This is a genomic window from Pseudoalteromonas sp. Z9A5 (assembly GCF_011378875.1).
Classification (GTDB): domain Bacteria; phylum Pseudomonadota; class Gammaproteobacteria; order Enterobacterales; family Alteromonadaceae; genus Pseudoalteromonas.
Genome location: NZ_WTLC01000032.1, coordinates 1 through 16,672, shown reverse-complemented (window position 1 = coordinate 16,672; position 16,672 = coordinate 1). Strand labels below are relative to the sequence as shown.

Below are 16,672 nucleotides of genomic sequence, written 5' to 3'. Positions count from 1 at the left end.
GACTATTTTTCGCCACTTATGGCTAATGTAGATGTTGAGTCTGCTCAACTACAAAAAAGATATTGTCGCGTGCCACGCCATTAATTACAAGTTATAAGCGCTGAAAATACAGCCTGTTTTACGATATAAATCAACTTTTATGATAAAAATAACAAATTAATTAAAAAATAGTAAAATTAGAATGGTCAATCATGCTGATACTCGCATTTTAATGTGTGTTGCGTATAATACCGCGTAATTAAGTTATATTAGAGAATAGCAATGAGAACATGTGGTGTAGAAATTACCGGTAGTGATGTACTACTTTGTATTTTAAGTAAAGATAACGACGTATTTGATATTCGCGATGTGCGCCAAACACGCTTTACATTAGGTAACGGTAACGACACTGAAATAATGCGTAAATTTCAATTTGATTTTGCAAAGTTAATGCAAGATTACCAAATTGATTCTGTTGCGATTCGTGAGCGTCAGCCTAAAGGTAAGTTTGCTGGCAGCGCAAAGGGATTCAAAATGGAAACCGCAATTCAATTAATCGAAAATTTAGATGTACGTTTATTTACTACAACTGAAATTAAAGAACAGGTAAAACGTAATCCTATTCCTATCGACTTTGATGACACTGGTCTTAAAAAGTATCAAGAAAATGCATTTGTAAACGCCTACGTTTATATAATGAAAAAAACATACCGCAGCGACGAAATGTAAACATACTGCTCGGTTAAAAACGCGTACTTACTTTGTAAGGCGCGTTTTTTTGTGTCTAAAAAGTAGTATTAGCTTTTATTAAACCCCTAAGACATTAGTCTAACCACTCTTCTCTTTGTCGACAATTTGTGTTTATTTTAACCTGTATTTTATGTAACAAACACACACCGATACGGAGAATCACATGCTTAAACACACAACAGCGGTAAAAGAAGTAGAACTAATAAATGACTTACCGCTATCACGCAGCTATTTTAAAGGTATACAAAGTACGCCACTAACCAATTATACTATTGGTGAGTATTTCGACCTTATTGTCGACAAATACTCAGAGTCGCTTGCCGTAGTTGTACACCATCAGGATATTCGCCTGACTTATAAAGAATTTCAAAAAGAAGTTAATAAACTTGCTATGGGGCTAATAGCACTGGGCGTAAAACCTGGGGAGCGTGTTGGTATTTGGTCTCCTAACAATATTGAATGGTGTTTAACTCAATTTGCAACAGCCAAAATTGGTGCAATTATGGTGTGTATTAATCCAGCATACCGACCTAACGAATTACAGTACGCGTTAAATAGCGTTGAATGCTCAACCTTAATCACCGCATCGAGCTTTAAAAGTAGTAATTACATCGAAATGCTACAAAGCTTAGCACCAGAGTTAGCTAATAGTGAAAAAGGAAAACTAAACGCAAAAGCACTACCTACACTCAAAAATGTAATTCGCATAGGTGATAAAGCAAGCCCCGGTATGTATTCGTTTACTGAAATTACTGCCATGGCAAACACCGAATACTGCAATCAATTAAAAAGTATTGGTGCAAGTTTAAGCGCTGATCAAGATATAAATATCCAATTTACCTCTGGCACTACCGGCAATCCAAAAGGGGCAACACTCACCCATAAAAACATTTTAAACAATGCGCTTTTTGTTGCTGAATCAATGCATTTTACTGATAAAGATAAGTTATGTATTCCTATACCGCTTTATCATTGTTTTGCCATGGTACTAGGCAGTTTGTTATGTGTTAGTAAGGGAGCTGCAGCTGTTTACCCTGGCGACGCTTTTGACGCTAAAACAACTTTAGAAGTAGTACAACAAGAAGGTTGTACTGCACTTCATGGCGTACCTACTATGTTTATAAGCGAACTTGAACTTAGTAACTTTAACGATTACGACTTAAGTACGCTGCGCACAGGTGTAATGGCAGGCTCCACATGCCCAGAGCAAGTAATGCGCAAAGTACAAACCCAAATGAACATGAACCAAGTTGTTATTGCATACGGACAAACTGAGTGCAGTCCAATTAATAATATAACCGAAACCGATTCTTCAATAGAGCGCCAAGTAACCACGGTTGGTCGGGCTCTTGCACATACTGAGGTTAAAATAATTGACGAGTTAGGTAATATTCAAAAAATAGGTCTCCCTGGCGAAGTATGTAGTAGAGGTGCTGGTATTATGCGCTGCTATTGGAACGATGATGAAAAAACCAAAGCCACGATAGATAAAGAAGGTTGGTTGCATTCTGGTGATTTAGGTGTGATGGACAATGATGGCTTTGTAAGCATTGTTGGTCGAATTAAAGACATGATTATTAGGGGCGGTGAAAATGTATACCCTAGAGAAATAGAAGAGGTTTTATACACTTACCCTGGTATTCAAGACGCTGCAATATTTGGTATCAGTGATGAAAAATTTGGTGAAGAGATATGCGCGTGGATCCAGCCAAAAGAAGACGCCATATTGGATGAGCAAGCAATACGTGCATTTTTAAAAGATAAACTCGCCTACTTTAAAATGCCTCGTTATATTCGCTTTGTAGAAAGTTACCCAATGACTGTAACCGGTAAAGTACAAAAATTTAAAATGCGAGAACAAATGCAAGAAGCGCTTTTTGAAAAAGCATTTTCTTAAGTTATTAGCATTTAATCGTTGTTCGAAAATTAAAAAAGGGCAATAACTTAGTTATTGCCCTAGTAATTATTTTGGCTCGTGGGCCCAAAGCGGTTCATTTTCATGCATTTCATATAAACCATGTGCACGATTTATTAGTAAGTTAGCAAAATCTACCTGCGTTTTATCGCGCGATCCTGTACTCATTATTTGATCGGCTTTTAATTGCCACTGCAAAGAAAAATAACGCATTGCATCTCGTGCGTCTTTCGCGGCGCTTGCCTCAACATGATCTGTTGGTAACCGACCCGTAATAACCCAATAGTTTTTACCGTTTTGAGCTTTAAATTTCCACATAGCACAAAGAGGCGCTAAAAAACGACTGTCCTTTTCAATCACTGCTTTAGGCATAATGCCTTTTTCAGCTAAATGTTTTTGAGCATTTTGAAAACATTCACGTTGCCATAATACTTTTTGTTGTTCGGCTGCGGCTTGCTCTTCTGGTGTTAACGGCTTTTGTTTTTGTTGTTCCATTTTAATAACCTTTTACTACTTTTTCACCACTTTAAGGGCTTAACAAATAAGGCGCAAGTATAAAAACGGTACTTAGCGCCTCAAAATGTTCTGTTTGCTCTATTTTTGAACGTTATTTTATATTATGGTCAAAAGAGCCCACATCACCTGGAAATACTACTGGCGATTCAATTCCCTCTTTGTTTATTGAAGCAACGCCAAAATAGTAATTATCAATCACTACATTTTTAAGCGTCGCGGTTGTAACTTTGCCAACAGCTTTACTATATTGCCATTGCGGTTCGCTAGTATAGCGCCAGTAAATACGGTAGCCAGCAACATTACTATCGCTAGATTCTTGCCACGACAAGGTAGTATCGGCAGTAACTGCGCCCTCTATTTCGACTTTTTTAGGTGGCGCCGGCGCCCAAGCCATCGATGCCATAGTTACCGCATTTAACGATGTTAGTTTTGCGGTGTAATCAAAATCAACGCCCTCAATAGTATCACCGTACTCAACTCCATTTTCAGTGCGTAAATCTTGGTGTTGATGATTATAGTTTTCGTTAGTTTCCATAATACGAACTGCGGCAAATCCAGCATCATTAAACGGACGGTGATGCCCTCCTCGACCAAACCTATCTAATCTGTAAACTAACATAGTATCTAAATTAGGAATGTATCTGTCGGCAACTGTGTCTATATAACGTGCTAAGTTACGACTCGCTGAGTCAACCTCGCCACCAGTAAAACGACGTGTTTTTGCTTGCTCTTTAGTTTCTACAACACGCGTACCTTCAGAAAATATACGAGCGGTTGTATTATCCGTTACGCCATTAATACCACTAATATTGCCAATCATGTCGTTGTTTAAAACACCATGTACTTGCCAATCATGTTTTTGCGCATAAGCTGTTAATATTTTACCACCAAACAACCCTTGCTCCTCGCCCGAAAGCGCAGCATAAACAACAGAGCCATTAAATTTATACTTACTTAATACGCGAGCCGCTTCTATAACGCCTGCCACTCCTGATGCGTTATCGTTTGCGCCTGGCGAATCGCTGGTAAAGTCCATAACATCGCTTACACGTGAATCTATATCTCCCGACATCATAACCATTCTATTTGGTTCGCTCATACCGCGTTGAATCGCAACAATATTTACTACTTCAACAGGATTCGGAATACGTTTTTCGCCCGATATAGTCTCTTTTACCTCTATTATTTCTAAGCAACCACCGCAATCAGCTGATATTTTTTCAAACTCTTTTTTTATCCAACGTCTTGCTGCACCAATGCCTCGGGTGTCTGACTTTGTTTCTGATAATGTATGACGCGTACCAAAATCCACTAGCGTTTGAATATCGCTGCCAATACGCTTAGCTGAAATTTCAGCTGCAATGTTATGAAGTTTTTCTTGGTCTTTAAATTTAAGCTCTGACGCATTTGCTGTCAGAACAAAAGAACACGCTACTGCAAGTGTGCTGTATTGCAAAACCTTGCTCGTAATTTTAATACGTGTGCTAAGCATAAATATGACTCCTAATTATTTGAACTCATACCATTACCCAAGCACGCTTTTACTGCAATATATTTGAGTTAAACATAAACATGGTTACGCTGAAATGCAGATTAATGCGTTTTCCTCAATACTGCTTAAACTAATTTATTGCTAAATGAGTTCGATAAAAAGTATATAAAACAAAAACGCCACTAATCGTGGCGTTTTGTTTCATCAAATTCTTTTCGATAGTAACGTTTTTGATAATTTTTTACTTTAGTGTGTACGCCTTTGCTTAAACTTTTAAATTTAGCCTCAAGTACGTCAACACCGTATAAAATACCGACCACCAGCACCGAGAGTTTTATTGCAGCACCAAGGTTTTCGGTCGCTATCATAACGCCTATTGATGCAAGCACCCAAATGGTCGCAGCAGATGTTACACCAACTACCGCACCATCTTTTGCAAGCATAACGCCAGCACCTAAAAAGCCAATACCTGTAATTATTTGCCCAACTACACGAGAATGATCTATTACATCCCCCTGTAAATTAAACGCAGTGGATAAAAACAAATACGTACCCAAGGTTATTAACGCTGAAGTACGAATACCTACAGGTTTACCACGCAATTGGCGCTCTATACCAATAATGGCACCACAAAAAGCCGCAGTACCAATAGCCGCCCACGAATACGGGGCTACATCAATTAAATCTAAAAAAGTCACTATTAACCTTATATTTTATTAGCTATAGCCACCGCTGTTCTTAAACGTTGGCTACCAAACGCTGACATTTTACTAAAATCACTTCGCGCAATAGGTACATATTGGCAATCGATTGCGAGCTGTTTGTCGTTACCAGGCTCACAAAACGGATCGTGGACATACACGCAATGCTCATCAAGGTGCGTAACACACACCCAATGTGGCGATTTTTTACCATCAAAACTATATGTGCTAATTAATAACAGCACACTAAAGCCTTTACTTAACCACTGCTCAATATGCTCAAGCTCTACATCTTTATGTGTAAGGGGTATATTTGCCTGTGCAATACCATCTACAAATTGTTGATGCACTGTGGCAAGTACCACTTTTTTGTTTTCGTTGCGTACGCCATCTAAAAATAAAGGCTCGGTGGTATTAACCATTACCTCGCTTTTAAAACCACGCTTATTAGCCGCAAGTGCCAAACCAAACGGATGGCAACCACCATGACCCGATGTCATAAAAATAGTGGTACCTTCACGCCAAAGTGCTAACTCATGTGATTGAGTAAGCTCAGTAGTAGGCTCAAGTGCGCCCATTGCCATTAATAGCGCAGCAGGTCCGCACGTAAACTCAGTTGTTTGCTGATACCACGGCGTTAAACGCGCCACTTTTAACTCACTTGTTTGTCGAATGTTTTTTTGCATTCGTAGTGCGTCACTGTGGTCATCGTAATAATCGCTGTATTGACCAAATACCCTGTAACCTAAACTTGTATAAAGCCCAATCGCACTTTCGTTATTTACAGCCACTTCTAAGCGCAAGTACAGCCGAGCGCGCTCATACGTTTCTTTTTCAAGGCTAGTAAGCAGTGCTTTTGCAATACCTTTACCTTGCATAGTTGGTAAAACAGCAAGCGAATATAAACGCGCTAAACGAGTCCCTTTATGGCACCACACTAGCCCATAGCCGCATATTTGCTCGCCATTTTCTGCAACGAGTAAAATACCGTGCTTAGCACTTAGCCAGCGCTTTAAACTGCGCGGGCTCAATTTATCATTATTAAAGCAGGCATTTTCAACGTCAATCAGTGCATTTAAATCACTGCTAAGCGCTTTTCGAATAACAAGGTTGCTCATGTTATTACCCACGGCCTCGTGCTTCTAAGCGTTGTTTAAATTCATCCATAATGATCATGTATAGCTCGTCGCCTAAATAGCCGTCTTCTACTTTGTGATCAATACTTGGGTTGTCGTTTACTTCAAGCACGTATGCTTTGCCTTGATGCTCTTTAACATCTACGCCATATAAACCTTTACCCACTGTTTTACATGCTTTTAAAGCTGCATCTAATACCGCTTTTGGTAACTCAAAGGTTGGCAATGTTTCAAAGCCACCAGAGAAAAACCGTTTAGCATCGTGGTTATAAATTTGCCAATGGTTACGCGCCATTAAATAACGACATGCATAAATTGCACGACCATTTAACACACCCACTCGCCAATCGTATTCGGTATACATGTACTCTTGTGCAAGCACTAATGCGCTAAACTCAAACAGCTCTGTAAGCTTAGCTTCAAGCTCATCACGGTTTGAAACTTTAAAAACACCTTTTGAAAAAGACCCTTCAGGCATTTTTAAAACAAGCGGATACGTAAACGCTTCTTCTAATTGCTCAAGCGTTTCACTTGATTGATCAGCCACTACAACCGTTTTTAAACTTGGCACTTTTTGATAATTAAATGCATCGTGTAAATACACTTTATTACAACAACGTAAAATAGACTCAGCGTCGTCAATAACCACTAAACCAAGGCTTTGCGCTTTGCTCGCAAGGCGATACGTTGGGTGGTCAATCGCTGTAGTTTGGCGAATAAATAACGCATCAAATTGAGCAATGTTATCAATTTCGTCAAAACTTAATGCTTGTGCATTAATACCGTGTTTAGCCGCTGCTTTAATAAAACGCGCAATGGCGTCTTTATCACTCGGCGGCACTTTTTCGTTATGATCAACAAGTATTGCCATGTCCCATCTAAAACGACGTTGTACCGAACTAATACGCCACTGAGTTTTAGTAAAGTTATCTAGCTTTGCAACAAAGTCACTGTACTGCTGCTCACTTAAAGACGACAAAGACCCTTGTTGTAATAAGCCTTGTTCATCAACAAATAAAATAGGCGCAGGATATTGTTTAAATACCGACTTTGCCGCTTTTGACTGTAAATCGTTTTGGGCATTACCAAAGTAAAGTGCGCCATCTATTTGGCCCAAATTTAGCATAGGTGCTTGACCACTGCGAAGTGCATTAATGGTTTTTACACTGGGTAAAACTTGGTGTTTGCGCGCCTCAGCAAGTAACGAGCAATAGTAACCTTTGCTCAAGTATTGGCTTGAGTCGCACAGATTAATAATGCGTGTTTTTGGTTCGTTATGTTTTGGGTAATCACGTAAATAGGTATTAAACGTAATTACATTTTCGAACGATTGAGCAAGCGTTTGCTCGTTGTTATCAACCACAATTAAGGTTTTAAACACGACTTTTCCTAGTTAAGTCAAAATATAAAAGCATGCCTAGTAAAATATTAAGCATTATAAATAGAAACACCCATCGTACTAAGTGGCGCATTATTGCAAATCACTTAATACGATGGGTGCTTTAACAAGTACCTACTGTACGAGTTAGCGCTTAAATTGCTTAAGCGACATGTGCTTTATATGCCCTTTTTTTAAAACGCACAAACGAGATATTTTTAGCGTGAAGATGAAAATTACTTATTAACTGTATTTTATTAATTTAGCCCTTTAAAATACGCAAAACGAGTACTTTATGAGAGTTAAAAATGTCGCTACCTGCTTGCACAAAATGCCAATGTGAATATGTTTACGAAGACCAACAACTGCTTGTTTGCCCCGAATGCGCCTATGAGTGGAATCCAAATAATACAAACGATGAAGACGCTTTTAGCGTAAAAGATGCCAATGGCACTTTGCTAAATGATGGCGACAAAGTGACAGTAGCCAAAGATTTAAAAATTAAAGGTAGCTCGCAAGTAATTAAAATTGGCACCAAAGCGGTTGTAAGGCGAGTGCTTGATAAAAAAGACCACGAACTTGATTGCAAAGTTGAGGGTATTGGCGAAATGATGGTGACTGCAAAGTTTGTGAAAAAGGCGAGCTAAATTTGACAGAATAAAACACAGACTAAGTGTTTTGAGTCAGTTTTAATTTGTTAGCCGTAATTTACCACAATTCTAATCGGCTAATTTTAAACTCAACCCAGTCAGAATATAATTTTTGATCAAAATTTATATGAAAGCCAAGCACATTAATTATTCCACTTTCAAAATCAATAACTTTGCCGCAGCCTATGTACTCATACGGACCTTGTTTTTGGATCCACATTGTAGATTTTTCTTGTATTAAACTCTCGGACCAATCATTAAGATATGCTGATTTAACATCTACATCTAAAACGTCCAATAAATCTTCTACTTTATCTCCATTTTTAAAATCACATAAATGGCAAAATATATCTATAGACACAAATTCACTTTTTAAAGTGATTGTTGCCGTTTCATCACCATAACAGTCGACATTTTTAACAATTAGCTGATTCATTGTTCGTCCCTTCTCACTTAAATAGTTTAATAAAGTGGGTTATTAATATTGACCCAATTCTTTAGTTTCGTTTTTAACACTTTATTTCACATTTAATTAAGTGAGTGATCAATAAAAAATGCTTCTATTCCTGGTTTCTTTATTTTGGAACCAGGGGTATATAAATAACACGTAATTCTGGCGTAATTATCCAAATCACTACTCCACAAACATGTTTCTTCATAGTCGATTTTATTTTCTGAAAACTCAATTCGTAAAACTTTAGAATCACCACTTAGAGTAGATTTAAAACTAGCGACCCCATTAATAACGTTTCCATTTATCTTTCTTTTTATTTTCAATTGATTATTTTCTAAATAGATTGAAATAGTGCCACTATAAGAAACGTCAGTATCTATCCCTTGACCTATTAGCCGATAATTCCCAGATACAAACGAAGAGGAAAAATCGTCATCAGCATTCGATACAAAAGCAACGAAAATCAACATTGTTACTATAAATTTAATCATATTTGTTAACCTGTAACCCTAAATAAGGAACTGATTTATTGCATGCATGCAAAATTTAATCGACTGCTTGTAAATCCATAATAAAAAATAGACAAAACACCATAACGAGTAAGTAAAGCGCTACGATTACCAATATCTCGCTTGCCTTTGAGAGTATTATACCAACGGTATTTTTCTAACATAGCGCTCATTTAATACTCATAGAATTTAATTATATAGATTGAACTGACTTTGGAAAAACAAGTAACTACACCTGCATTAAACTCACGCAAAATCGATAATTTCGGCTAATGCAAAACTCTACAATTATGCGTTTAATTGTGCGTTTAATCGTGCCAAGATTTGAAACATTTTCTGCACTGCATGGCTTTTGGGGTTCTAAGGACATAGCCACAATCAGGGCATGTCTTTATCGCATATTGATGATCAATTATGATGCGTTTAGCAATTTTAGTCAGGATTGGTTTTGGATCACCAATTAGGACTTGCTCAATAAGCTTATCTTTATTTGCTCCCGTTAAGGACCACATTATTAAACGCGATTTCTCATTAGCATTGCCTTGGTACTGTAGTCTAAGTTTACCAGAGGCATTAATAATTTTCCTTTCCCGAGAGGTCATAAAATCTCTACAGTGTTTTAAGACATAGTTTTCACGATCTTCTGAATCATCTATGTGCATATTCCTCCCTACGCATAACGCTTACAATAACGGGAAAAGCTAAGCGACAGCGAGGCTTTTTTCCCAATGAGCAAAGTAATGTAGTTTGTTGTTATGTTATATGGCACTAGTCACCAAAACCGCCACCGGTGATGTTATCATTTGAACCTATACACCTTTTTATACATATTCACTCAAAAATCAGAAGCATCTTCCGTAAGTGCCCAATCTTTCATATCTTGAACAATATGATTTGATAAAAACTCAAATACATCATTGTATTCTGTTTCTACAACATCCCAACTCCGCTCTGATTTACCTGAGCCAAAAACTGGATGGAATACAATAACCTTATCAGTAATTGTGCCATCAACAATTTCGAGACCTGCAAAATCGTCATTGTCTTGTCGGCTAGCAAATACAAATATCATTCTATTTTCTGTATCTTCGTTAGCAAAAGCCTTAGCGGCAAACTCAAATTCTGCTGCGTGAGATAAAAAATGCCAAGGACAAAAACTCTCAGTGTTTTGTACCAAAAACCAACGAAGTGCGTTCGGCCAATTTGAATTGATAATTTCAGGTTTCATCTAATCCCTAGATTACGTATAACGAGCCTGTAGATTAACTCGTTTTTTATTTAGAGGAAAGCCGGCTCTATAAAGCGAAGTCGTTTGCCATTCGTTAATTAACAGCTATCGTCGTCCGATTGTACCGTCTATTTCACTTTCATTTTGGGCTAAAGCGTATTATGAGCAACAAAAAGCCGAGGATAATCCGCATAACAGCATTATTAGATCACTGGCATTTAAGTGAATAAGGATTGTATTTAGGTTTTGAAAACGAATACCCCCTACGATAAATCGACGTATTTAGCGGCCTTAAAACGCAGAGATTCACCACTTTAAAAATTTGCAATTAATAGCTAAATTTTACAAGCCGTCCAGCTAAGGGCGTGTTGTCATGTGAGCAATGGAGAACCTGACTACTTGATATTCAGTCGATTTTTATCACACCACCGTTTATATCTTGTTAAATCACGTTTAGAATCTGCAACTATTTCTTTAGAATACTCTTCACCGGATAATTTCATAGCTTTAATGTTTTTAGGTAAGCTCATTCTTATAAGTTCTACTATATTTAATGACTGCCAGAAATAATTATCATACTTTAAAGGGTCAAGAGCTAATTCACAAAAAGCCATGCCCTCGAATTGGCGGTCAAATTTGTCTGTAGAAAGAATAAAATTGCCGTCTATTACTTCAAGCCAATTTATTAATGATTCATTATTCAAATATGCAATAATCTTATCTGATTGGTTTTGCATAGAGATAAATAATGCTATGCCCCTATATTTTTTTTCATAAAATTGTTCAAAAGCATTGATGTCATTATGCTTTGCAGATTCAGTAATTTTATCAATAATACTAATATTGTCATAGAAACCCAAAGGTGAAATTGTTTCTGCCCCAGTCGATTCGAGATATTCAGAACAGGCTATGTTACTTCCTCTTTCCCACAAAGCAGAGCCATATTTAGTTACTTTAGATACGTCATCAGGAAACGTATCAATAACTAATTTTAGTTTTTTAATTGAATCAGGTGTAGATGAGCTTAAAGCACAATGAACAGGAGTTAATTCTGTATCTCTACTGATCGATTTGTAGCCCATATTTAAATAACATTCAAGGATCGGTAATGGGGATTCTAAAATTACGTTCTCTAACCACGTATTTTTATTGCTTGGGTCAAACTCAGTAATAACTTTATGCTCGATTAGCTTTATTACTAACTCAGAATATTTTTCCTCTTGCAATAAACAATACAACCAAGTGCTATCCTCGTCATTTGAGTCAATTTTTGATAAGTCACATTTATCTAACAAAGCATATGCTTTTTTAAATTCAGAATCTTTTAAACACCTAACAAACTCTACCGTAGGGTCCTGAATCTTATTTTTTTAATAAAACCTTGGTATTTAGATTTAGTTGCTTTTATCCCATTCACTAAATAATAGAACCCATTATTTCCATCGCCGTCATAATGGGTTTCTAATTTGATAGCATTTTCATCATCGATGATAAGATTTTTTATTAAAGTTTCAACTTCAAAACTTGGGCATTTAGAACCATAACAACTAATTTCTAATTCATTAGTAAATATTTTAAATGACTCTATTGTTATTTCTTTCGTATTAATTATTTTCTCTGAATTAAATACTTGAGATAAAATCGTTTCAAGATAGTCAGTGCTAGGCGACATTTTTGAGTGATAAACATCAAAAACACGATCAGACTCGTCTTGTTACTTGAACATTATATTAATAGTGTAGTAATTCATAAATTCCCTTATTTACAAATGATGGACAATTCATCATGTTCACATAACAGGTTGTAGAATAACTCCAGCAGCCAAATCCAATTAAAAACGAGCTTCTGCGATGAATTTCAGCGTTTTAGAGCATTAGGTAATGCATTTAAACCCTATAAAACAGGCGGTTTTTCTTAAAAAAGAGTAATTCTAAAACTATCTCGTGATTTATTTCGAACCACTCGCCAATAATGTTTATAGCGCTGTATTTTTGGTGAAATTCTTTTTCTAGTTTCCGGTTATTATTGCTGTTGACCCACCCCATTAGAGCTAATCTTCGGAAGTTGCCCGTTTGAAGGTTTTTAAGGCGTTGTGCTGGATTATTACTAATACCGATCTTAATTCTTTGGTTCAACAAATCCTTATTTTCGGTGATAAAATAGAGTGGCATATATATTCTTGTAGCCCTAACACTGTTTTAAGCGAAAAATTGACGTTGGTTATAATCACGGAGCGATGACCAGCGGTAAGTTTTCCGACTTGAAAACTCTTGTTTGGTGTTGCGTACACCCAAAGTTAATATTTACTCGCTATGTTCACTTAGATAGTTAATTGCCCAAGAGCTAAGTGAATGTGGTTTTGGACCTCCACCCTCAAGAAATGGGGAAGTTATAGCAGCTCCTTTGATACCACTTTTAAATTTAATCCCACTCCCATCCCGACGATAATCATGCCAATAAGTAGCGATCAATGAGTTATCTTTATAGATATGATAATCATAATTACCAAAGGAGTCTCTTTTCTTTTTAGATTGCTCAACTCGAAAAGTCATATATACCGTTTAAACACCTAACGAGCCTGTAGATTAACTCGTTTTTTATTTATTTTTATTGATAAACAAACTATAGCTGAGTTCCTATTTTGGTTCAATCGATTACTGTATTTTTACGCAGAATATAAAAAAGAGTTTGGTGTTGTTTTAATTGGCGTTTTAGAAGGGATTACGGGTGGTTGAGTGGCTTTTATTTAGGGTAAAAGCGCTTACCCTTCTTAATGCATCGTGTTTTGCAGCTTTTCTATATTATGAACAAGGCAATACAGTTGCTGCACAATAAAGTAAAGGCATTCACTTTCATTTGAACCCGTAGAGTTAATTTATTCATCCCTTTATTCACCGTAATATTCCGCTTTTTATTTAGAGGAAAGCCGGCTCTATACAGCCGGGTTGTTTATCATCCTTTAGTAAACAGCTATCGTCGAGCTGTCTATTTTTACTTTTATTTTGTTGGTGTAGATCAACTTTTTGTGTGATTCATTATTTATAAAACGCACTACCAACACTGTTTTCATTGACTTTTTTGTAATAATTAGAATAGATGTCATTCTAATTTATGCTTTATTGACTTACTATGAAACTGCTTTTTTGGTTCTTTCTATTGCGCTTAAAAATCCATCGACACCTTCATGCATAGGAGATTTATCTCCATGTTTTTTATCCAATGTATCTGATGCATTTTTAGATACTGCATCAATAGCTGATACAAGTAGCTTTTTCATTAAGTCAGGATCTGATTGATCCAATGCTTCGATCTGCATTTTAAAATTTTGATATGATTTAGCTAATGCCTCTTTATGAGCATACTCTTGTTGTAATCGCTGACTTTCACTCCTTCTCTTAGATGCAAACAAAGTAAGCCATAAAACAGGCAACACAATAGGTAACTTATACAAAATGTTTGAAGCAAGCTTACTTAGGTCTGTAATTTCAACAAACTTAATAAAAAAAAGCCCAACTTCTTGAGTAATAGATAAAAGAGCAACCAAAACTAATACGGATATTGAGCTATAAAATAGCTTTGAATAAGAGGATGTAACTAATTTTGTGTAAATGCCTATCATAATTTACTCTATCAAGAGTTTAAGGATTAGGCGATGAACATGAATAAAGAAGAACTCGAAGCGTTTGCAAAAGAAGCTGCTAAAAGTATTAAAACACCTGATGATTTAAATCAATTTAGCCAAATGTTAAAAAAAATAACGGTTGAAGCGGCGCTTAATGCAGAAATGGATGAGCATTTAGGCTATCAAAAACACAGTAAATCCACGAACACCAATAGCCGAAATGGTAAAACAAGTAAGCGCATCAAAACGGAAGATGGTGAGTTTGAGCTTAATACGCCCCGTGACCGTGAAGGCTCTTTTGAGCCACAGCTAGTTAAAAAGCATCAAGCTCGATTTACTTCAATGGATGATAAGATTCTGTGGCTATATGCACAAGGTATGAGCACCCGCGATATCGTTAATGCATTTGATGAGTGGTATGGCGCTGATATTTCTCTTACATTGGTGTCACGTGTAACCAGTGCTGTGATGGAGCAGGTTACAGAATGGCAATCCCGGCCACTGGATGCCATTTATCCTATTGTTTATTTGGACTGCTTGGTTGTAAAAATACGCCAAGATAAGCGCGTTATCAAAAAGTCTATCTACCTTGCCTTAGGTATTAATATTGATGGTCATAAAGAACTGCTTGGCATGTGGATTTCTGAAAATGAAGGCGCTAAGTTCTGGCTAGGTGTGCTCACTGAATTAAGTCAACGGGGCGTTGAAGATATCTTAATCGCGTGCGTAGACGGCCTGAAAGGTTTTCCTGATGCGATAAATACAGCTTACCCGCAAACACATGTTCAGTTGTGCATAGTGCATATGGTTCGCAACTCATTGAAATATGTTTCATGGAAAGATTATAAAGCCGTTACGGCAGATTTAAAGTTGATTTACCGTTCGTCGACAGAAGAAGAGGTGTTGCTAGAGTTGGAGCGATTTGCAGAGAAATGGGACAGTCAGTACCCTCAAATAGCCAAGTCATGGCGTGCGAATTGGGATAATCTAAATACGCTATTTAATTACCCTGAGGCAATACGCAAAGCCATTTATACAACGAATGCTATTGAATCACTCAACAGCGTTATTCGTCGAGCGATTAAAAAACGTAAGCTCTTTCCAAATGACGATTCTGCAAGAAAAATGATTTATTTGGCAATAAAAGAGGCGTCGAAAAAATGGACGATGCCAATTCGAGACTGGCGTAATGCAATGAGTCGTTTTATCATTGAATTTGAGGAACGCCTCAGTAAGCATATTTAAAATCTAAAAACGGGCAGTTACACAGAATCCGTTACAGGCTCTTGAATAATTTTCAATCGGTTTATTAAAAGACTCTTTAAGATCGTGGTAGGCAGTGGCTAATCCTGCACTTGTTGCCCCTGGCAATAGGCTTTCAATTTCATCATTTAGAGTTTTATATTTTAATTCTTGTTGCTTTTTAAATTATTCTAAATGTTTTTCTCTAGCAATAATTTCGGCCTTTAAACCTCCTTCGAAATTCCCTTCATCATTCTTAGTTCCAAATACATCTAAATGATATTCTCTAAAATCCTTTAGCTTACCTTTAACTTCACTAAGTAAACTTTTAATGGTTTCTGATTCGGTTTCTGCTAACTCCAATGCACTATTTATTTCAGACGCAATTGATTCGTTAACGCTATCCCCATCAAGCAAATCGCTTTTATACTGTTGAATTTTTTCATAGCTTTCTTCGAGTTTTTCCTCAAAACTATTAATTCTGGTACTTAAGCTTTCTTCTTCACCGTCATCAAAGTAATGTGTTTCTAATTCTTTAATACGTTGATTTGAAACCTCTGATTCTGAAACAAGGCTTGACACACTCTCCTTATACTTAGAAATTGTATCCAAAATAGAGCTTGCTTCAGTTTGAAATGAATTTAACTTTGAATTAATTTTTTTCGTGTACGCTACGAATGAGGCACTTGCAGACTTTGCTGCTTTACCTGCAACAACTTGATAAGGTCTAATATAAGTTAATAAATTATCTAGATGCTTATTAGCATTTGTAATATGCCCAATGTTCCGATTACTTTGATAGCTTTTTATTTGCTGTAAGCACGAATTACATTGACCATGATAATTATCTCAAGTTGAAGGTGGTATTAGTTCTGGATCACAAGCTTCTAATAAAGAATTTAAATAATTAACTACTTTTTTAAATCTTGCAATTTCCTCCACACTCGTTACGACAGTTTCATCGTCAACAAGCACCTCATCAGTTACATCAAGTATTTCTTCCCATACTAGGGCGTGTTGATCTTTGCGGTATAAAAAACAAACAGCATGAGGATAAGGTATAATTGAATTCGCTAAAAAACGTTACACCGAACCCTCAT

The 16,672-nt window shown here is 36.7% G+C and carries 19 protein-coding genes; 4 read left to right on the top strand and 15 right to left on the bottom strand.

All coding sequences use genetic code 11. The annotated features are described in order from the left end of the window. The first annotated feature begins 261 nt into the window (after positions 1–261). Both GQR56_RS15310 and GQR56_RS15305 read left to right on the top strand, forming a co-directional pair. A complete protein-coding gene (locus GQR56_RS15310; protein WP_024612840.1) occupies positions 262–708 on the top strand; it encodes a DUF3010 family protein in 447 nt (148 codons plus the stop codon). A 184-nt stretch (positions 709–892) separates the two neighbouring features. Next, on the top strand, positions 893–2,626 hold the full coding sequence (locus tag GQR56_RS15305) for an AMP-binding protein (protein WP_166113083.1): 1,734 nt from the start codon (positions 893–895) through the stop codon (positions 2,624–2,626). 66 nt (positions 2,627–2,692) lie between these two features. On the opposite strand, the gene GQR56_RS15300 is transcribed toward GQR56_RS15305, so the two are convergent. The 5 genes from GQR56_RS15300 to GQR56_RS15280 all read right to left on the bottom strand — a co-directional run bounded on the left by GQR56_RS15300 (position 2,693) and on the right by GQR56_RS15280 (position 7,870). Then, on the bottom strand, positions 2,693–3,139 hold the full coding sequence (locus GQR56_RS15300) for a DUF4826 family protein (protein ID WP_166113081.1): 447 nt from the start codon (positions 3,137–3,139) through the stop codon (positions 2,693–2,695). A 112-nt stretch (positions 3,140–3,251) separates the two neighbouring features. Continuing rightward, on the bottom strand, positions 3,252–4,652 hold the full coding sequence (locus tag GQR56_RS15295) for a M28 family metallopeptidase (protein WP_166113079.1): 1,401 nt from the start codon (positions 4,650–4,652) through the stop codon (positions 3,252–3,254). A 182-nt stretch (positions 4,653–4,834) separates the two neighbouring features. Beyond that, positions 4,835–5,350, bottom strand: coding sequence for an MgtC/SapB family protein (locus tag GQR56_RS15290; protein ID WP_166113076.1), 516 nt, complete (start codon positions 5,348–5,350; stop codon positions 4,835–4,837). 8 nt (positions 5,351–5,358) lie between these two features. Further along, positions 5,359–6,471, bottom strand: coding sequence for a GNAT family N-acetyltransferase/peptidase C39 family protein (locus GQR56_RS15285; protein WP_166113073.1), 1,113 nt, complete (start codon positions 6,469–6,471; stop codon positions 5,359–5,361). A gap of 4 nt (positions 6,472–6,475) precedes the next feature. Next, positions 6,476–7,870, bottom strand: a complete 1,395-nt coding sequence (locus tag GQR56_RS15280; RefSeq protein WP_166113070.1) for a RimK family protein — start codon at positions 7,868–7,870, stop codon at positions 6,476–6,478. Positions 7,871–8,175: 305 nt separating this feature from the next. Between GQR56_RS15280 and GQR56_RS15275 the strand changes: the two genes are divergently transcribed. Continuing rightward, positions 8,176–8,514: a zinc ribbon domain-containing protein YjdM gene (locus tag GQR56_RS15275; protein ID WP_166113067.1), complete on the top strand. Its 339-nt coding sequence runs from the start codon at positions 8,176–8,178 to the stop codon at positions 8,512–8,514. 61 nt (positions 8,515–8,575) lie between these two features. On the opposite strand, the gene GQR56_RS15270 is transcribed toward GQR56_RS15275, so the two are convergent. The 9 genes from GQR56_RS15270 to GQR56_RS15230 form a co-directional block, all read right to left on the bottom strand. Then, the gene (locus tag GQR56_RS15270) at positions 8,576–8,953 is read right to left on the bottom strand and encodes a hypothetical protein (protein WP_024610908.1); all 378 of its coding nucleotides are present in this window, start codon (positions 8,951–8,953) and stop codon (positions 8,576–8,578) included. Positions 8,954–9,045: 92 nt separating this feature from the next. Further along, positions 9,046–9,462: a hypothetical protein gene (locus GQR56_RS15265; RefSeq protein ID WP_024610909.1), complete on the bottom strand. Its 417-nt coding sequence runs from the start codon at positions 9,460–9,462 to the stop codon at positions 9,046–9,048. Between the two features lie 35 nt (positions 9,463–9,497). Beyond that, positions 9,498–9,653, bottom strand: a complete 156-nt coding sequence (locus tag GQR56_RS15260) for a hypothetical protein (protein WP_158001065.1) — start codon at positions 9,651–9,653, stop codon at positions 9,498–9,500. Between the two features lie 135 nt (positions 9,654–9,788). Next, positions 9,789–10,142 (bottom strand): hypothetical protein, encoded by a 354-nt coding sequence (locus GQR56_RS15255; RefSeq protein WP_024610910.1) that lies wholly within the window; start codon positions 10,140–10,142, stop codon positions 9,789–9,791. A gap of 173 nt (positions 10,143–10,315) precedes the next feature. Further along, complete coding sequence (locus GQR56_RS15250; protein WP_024610911.1) at positions 10,316–10,708, bottom strand: hypothetical protein; 393 nt, start codon at positions 10,706–10,708, stop codon at positions 10,316–10,318. A 395-nt stretch (positions 10,709–11,103) separates the two neighbouring features. Beyond that, positions 11,104–12,003: a hypothetical protein gene (locus tag GQR56_RS15245; RefSeq protein ID WP_166113064.1), complete on the bottom strand. Its 900-nt coding sequence runs from the start codon at positions 12,001–12,003 to the stop codon at positions 11,104–11,106. A gap of 47 nt (positions 12,004–12,050) precedes the next feature. Continuing rightward, positions 12,051–12,380, bottom strand: a complete 330-nt coding sequence (locus GQR56_RS15240; protein ID WP_166113061.1) for a hypothetical protein — start codon at positions 12,378–12,380, stop codon at positions 12,051–12,053. Between the two features lie 214 nt (positions 12,381–12,594). Further along, the gene (locus tag GQR56_RS15235; protein WP_166113058.1) at positions 12,595–12,879 is read right to left on the bottom strand and encodes a GIY-YIG nuclease family protein; all 285 of its coding nucleotides are present in this window, start codon (positions 12,877–12,879) and stop codon (positions 12,595–12,597) included. 956 nt (positions 12,880–13,835) lie between these two features. Further along, the gene (locus GQR56_RS15230) at positions 13,836–14,327 is read right to left on the bottom strand and encodes a hypothetical protein (RefSeq protein WP_166113055.1); all 492 of its coding nucleotides are present in this window, start codon (positions 14,325–14,327) and stop codon (positions 13,836–13,838) included. Positions 14,328–14,366: 39 nt separating this feature from the next. Here GQR56_RS15230 and GQR56_RS15225 point away from each other — a divergent pair, with 39 nt between their 5' ends. Continuing rightward, positions 14,367–15,575: an IS256 family transposase gene (locus tag GQR56_RS15225; protein WP_166113052.1), complete on the top strand. Its 1,209-nt coding sequence runs from the start codon at positions 14,367–14,369 to the stop codon at positions 15,573–15,575. Between the two features lie 183 nt (positions 15,576–15,758). Here the strand turns inward: GQR56_RS15225 and GQR56_RS15220 are convergent, their stop codons facing one another. Continuing rightward, positions 15,759–16,154: a hypothetical protein gene (locus GQR56_RS15220; protein WP_166113049.1), complete on the bottom strand. Its 396-nt coding sequence runs from the start codon at positions 16,152–16,154 to the stop codon at positions 15,759–15,761. Between the last annotated feature and the right edge of the window lie 518 nt (positions 16,155–16,672).

Coding starts and splice junctions, on each gene's coding strand:
- GQR56_RS15310 (WP_024612840.1), top strand. CDS start 262: ATGAGAACATGTGGTGTAGAAATTACCGGTAGTGATGTACTACTTTGT.
- GQR56_RS15305 (WP_166113083.1), top strand. CDS start 893: ATGCTTAAACACACAACAGCGGTAAAAGAAGTAGAACTAATAAATGAC.
- GQR56_RS15300 (WP_166113081.1), bottom strand. CDS start 3,139: ATGGAACAACAAAAACAAAAGCCGTTAACACCAGAAGAGCAAGCCGCA.
- GQR56_RS15295 (WP_166113079.1), bottom strand. CDS start 4,652: ATGCTTAGCACACGTATTAAAATTACGAGCAAGGTTTTGCAATACAGC.
- GQR56_RS15285 (WP_166113073.1), bottom strand. CDS start 6,471: ATGAGCAACCTTGTTATTCGAAAAGCGCTTAGCAGTGATTTAAATGCA.
- GQR56_RS15275 (WP_166113067.1), top strand. CDS start 8,176: ATGTCGCTACCTGCTTGCACAAAATGCCAATGTGAATATGTTTACGAA.
- GQR56_RS15270 (WP_024610908.1), bottom strand. CDS start 8,953: ATGAATCAGCTAATTGTTAAAAATGTCGACTGTTATGGTGATGAAACG.
- GQR56_RS15265 (WP_024610909.1), bottom strand. CDS start 9,462: ATGATTAAATTTATAGTAACAATGTTGATTTTCGTTGCTTTTGTATCG.
- GQR56_RS15260 (WP_158001065.1), bottom strand. CDS start 9,653: ATGAGCGCTATGTTAGAAAAATACCGTTGGTATAATACTCTCAAAGGC.
- GQR56_RS15255 (WP_024610910.1), bottom strand. CDS start 10,142: ATGCACATAGATGATTCAGAAGATCGTGAAAACTATGTCTTAAAACAC.
- GQR56_RS15250 (WP_024610911.1), bottom strand. CDS start 10,708: ATGAAACCTGAAATTATCAATTCAAATTGGCCGAACGCACTTCGTTGG.
- GQR56_RS15240 (WP_166113061.1), bottom strand. CDS start 12,380: ATGTCGCCTAGCACTGACTATCTTGAAACGATTTTATCTCAAGTATTT.
- GQR56_RS15235 (WP_166113058.1), bottom strand. CDS start 12,879: ATGCCACTCTATTTTATCACCGAAAATAAGGATTTGTTGAACCAAAGA.
- GQR56_RS15230 (WP_166113055.1), bottom strand. CDS start 14,327: ATGATAGGCATTTACACAAAATTAGTTACATCCTCTTATTCAAAGCTA.
- GQR56_RS15225 (WP_166113052.1), top strand. CDS start 14,367: ATGAATAAAGAAGAACTCGAAGCGTTTGCAAAAGAAGCTGCTAAAAGT.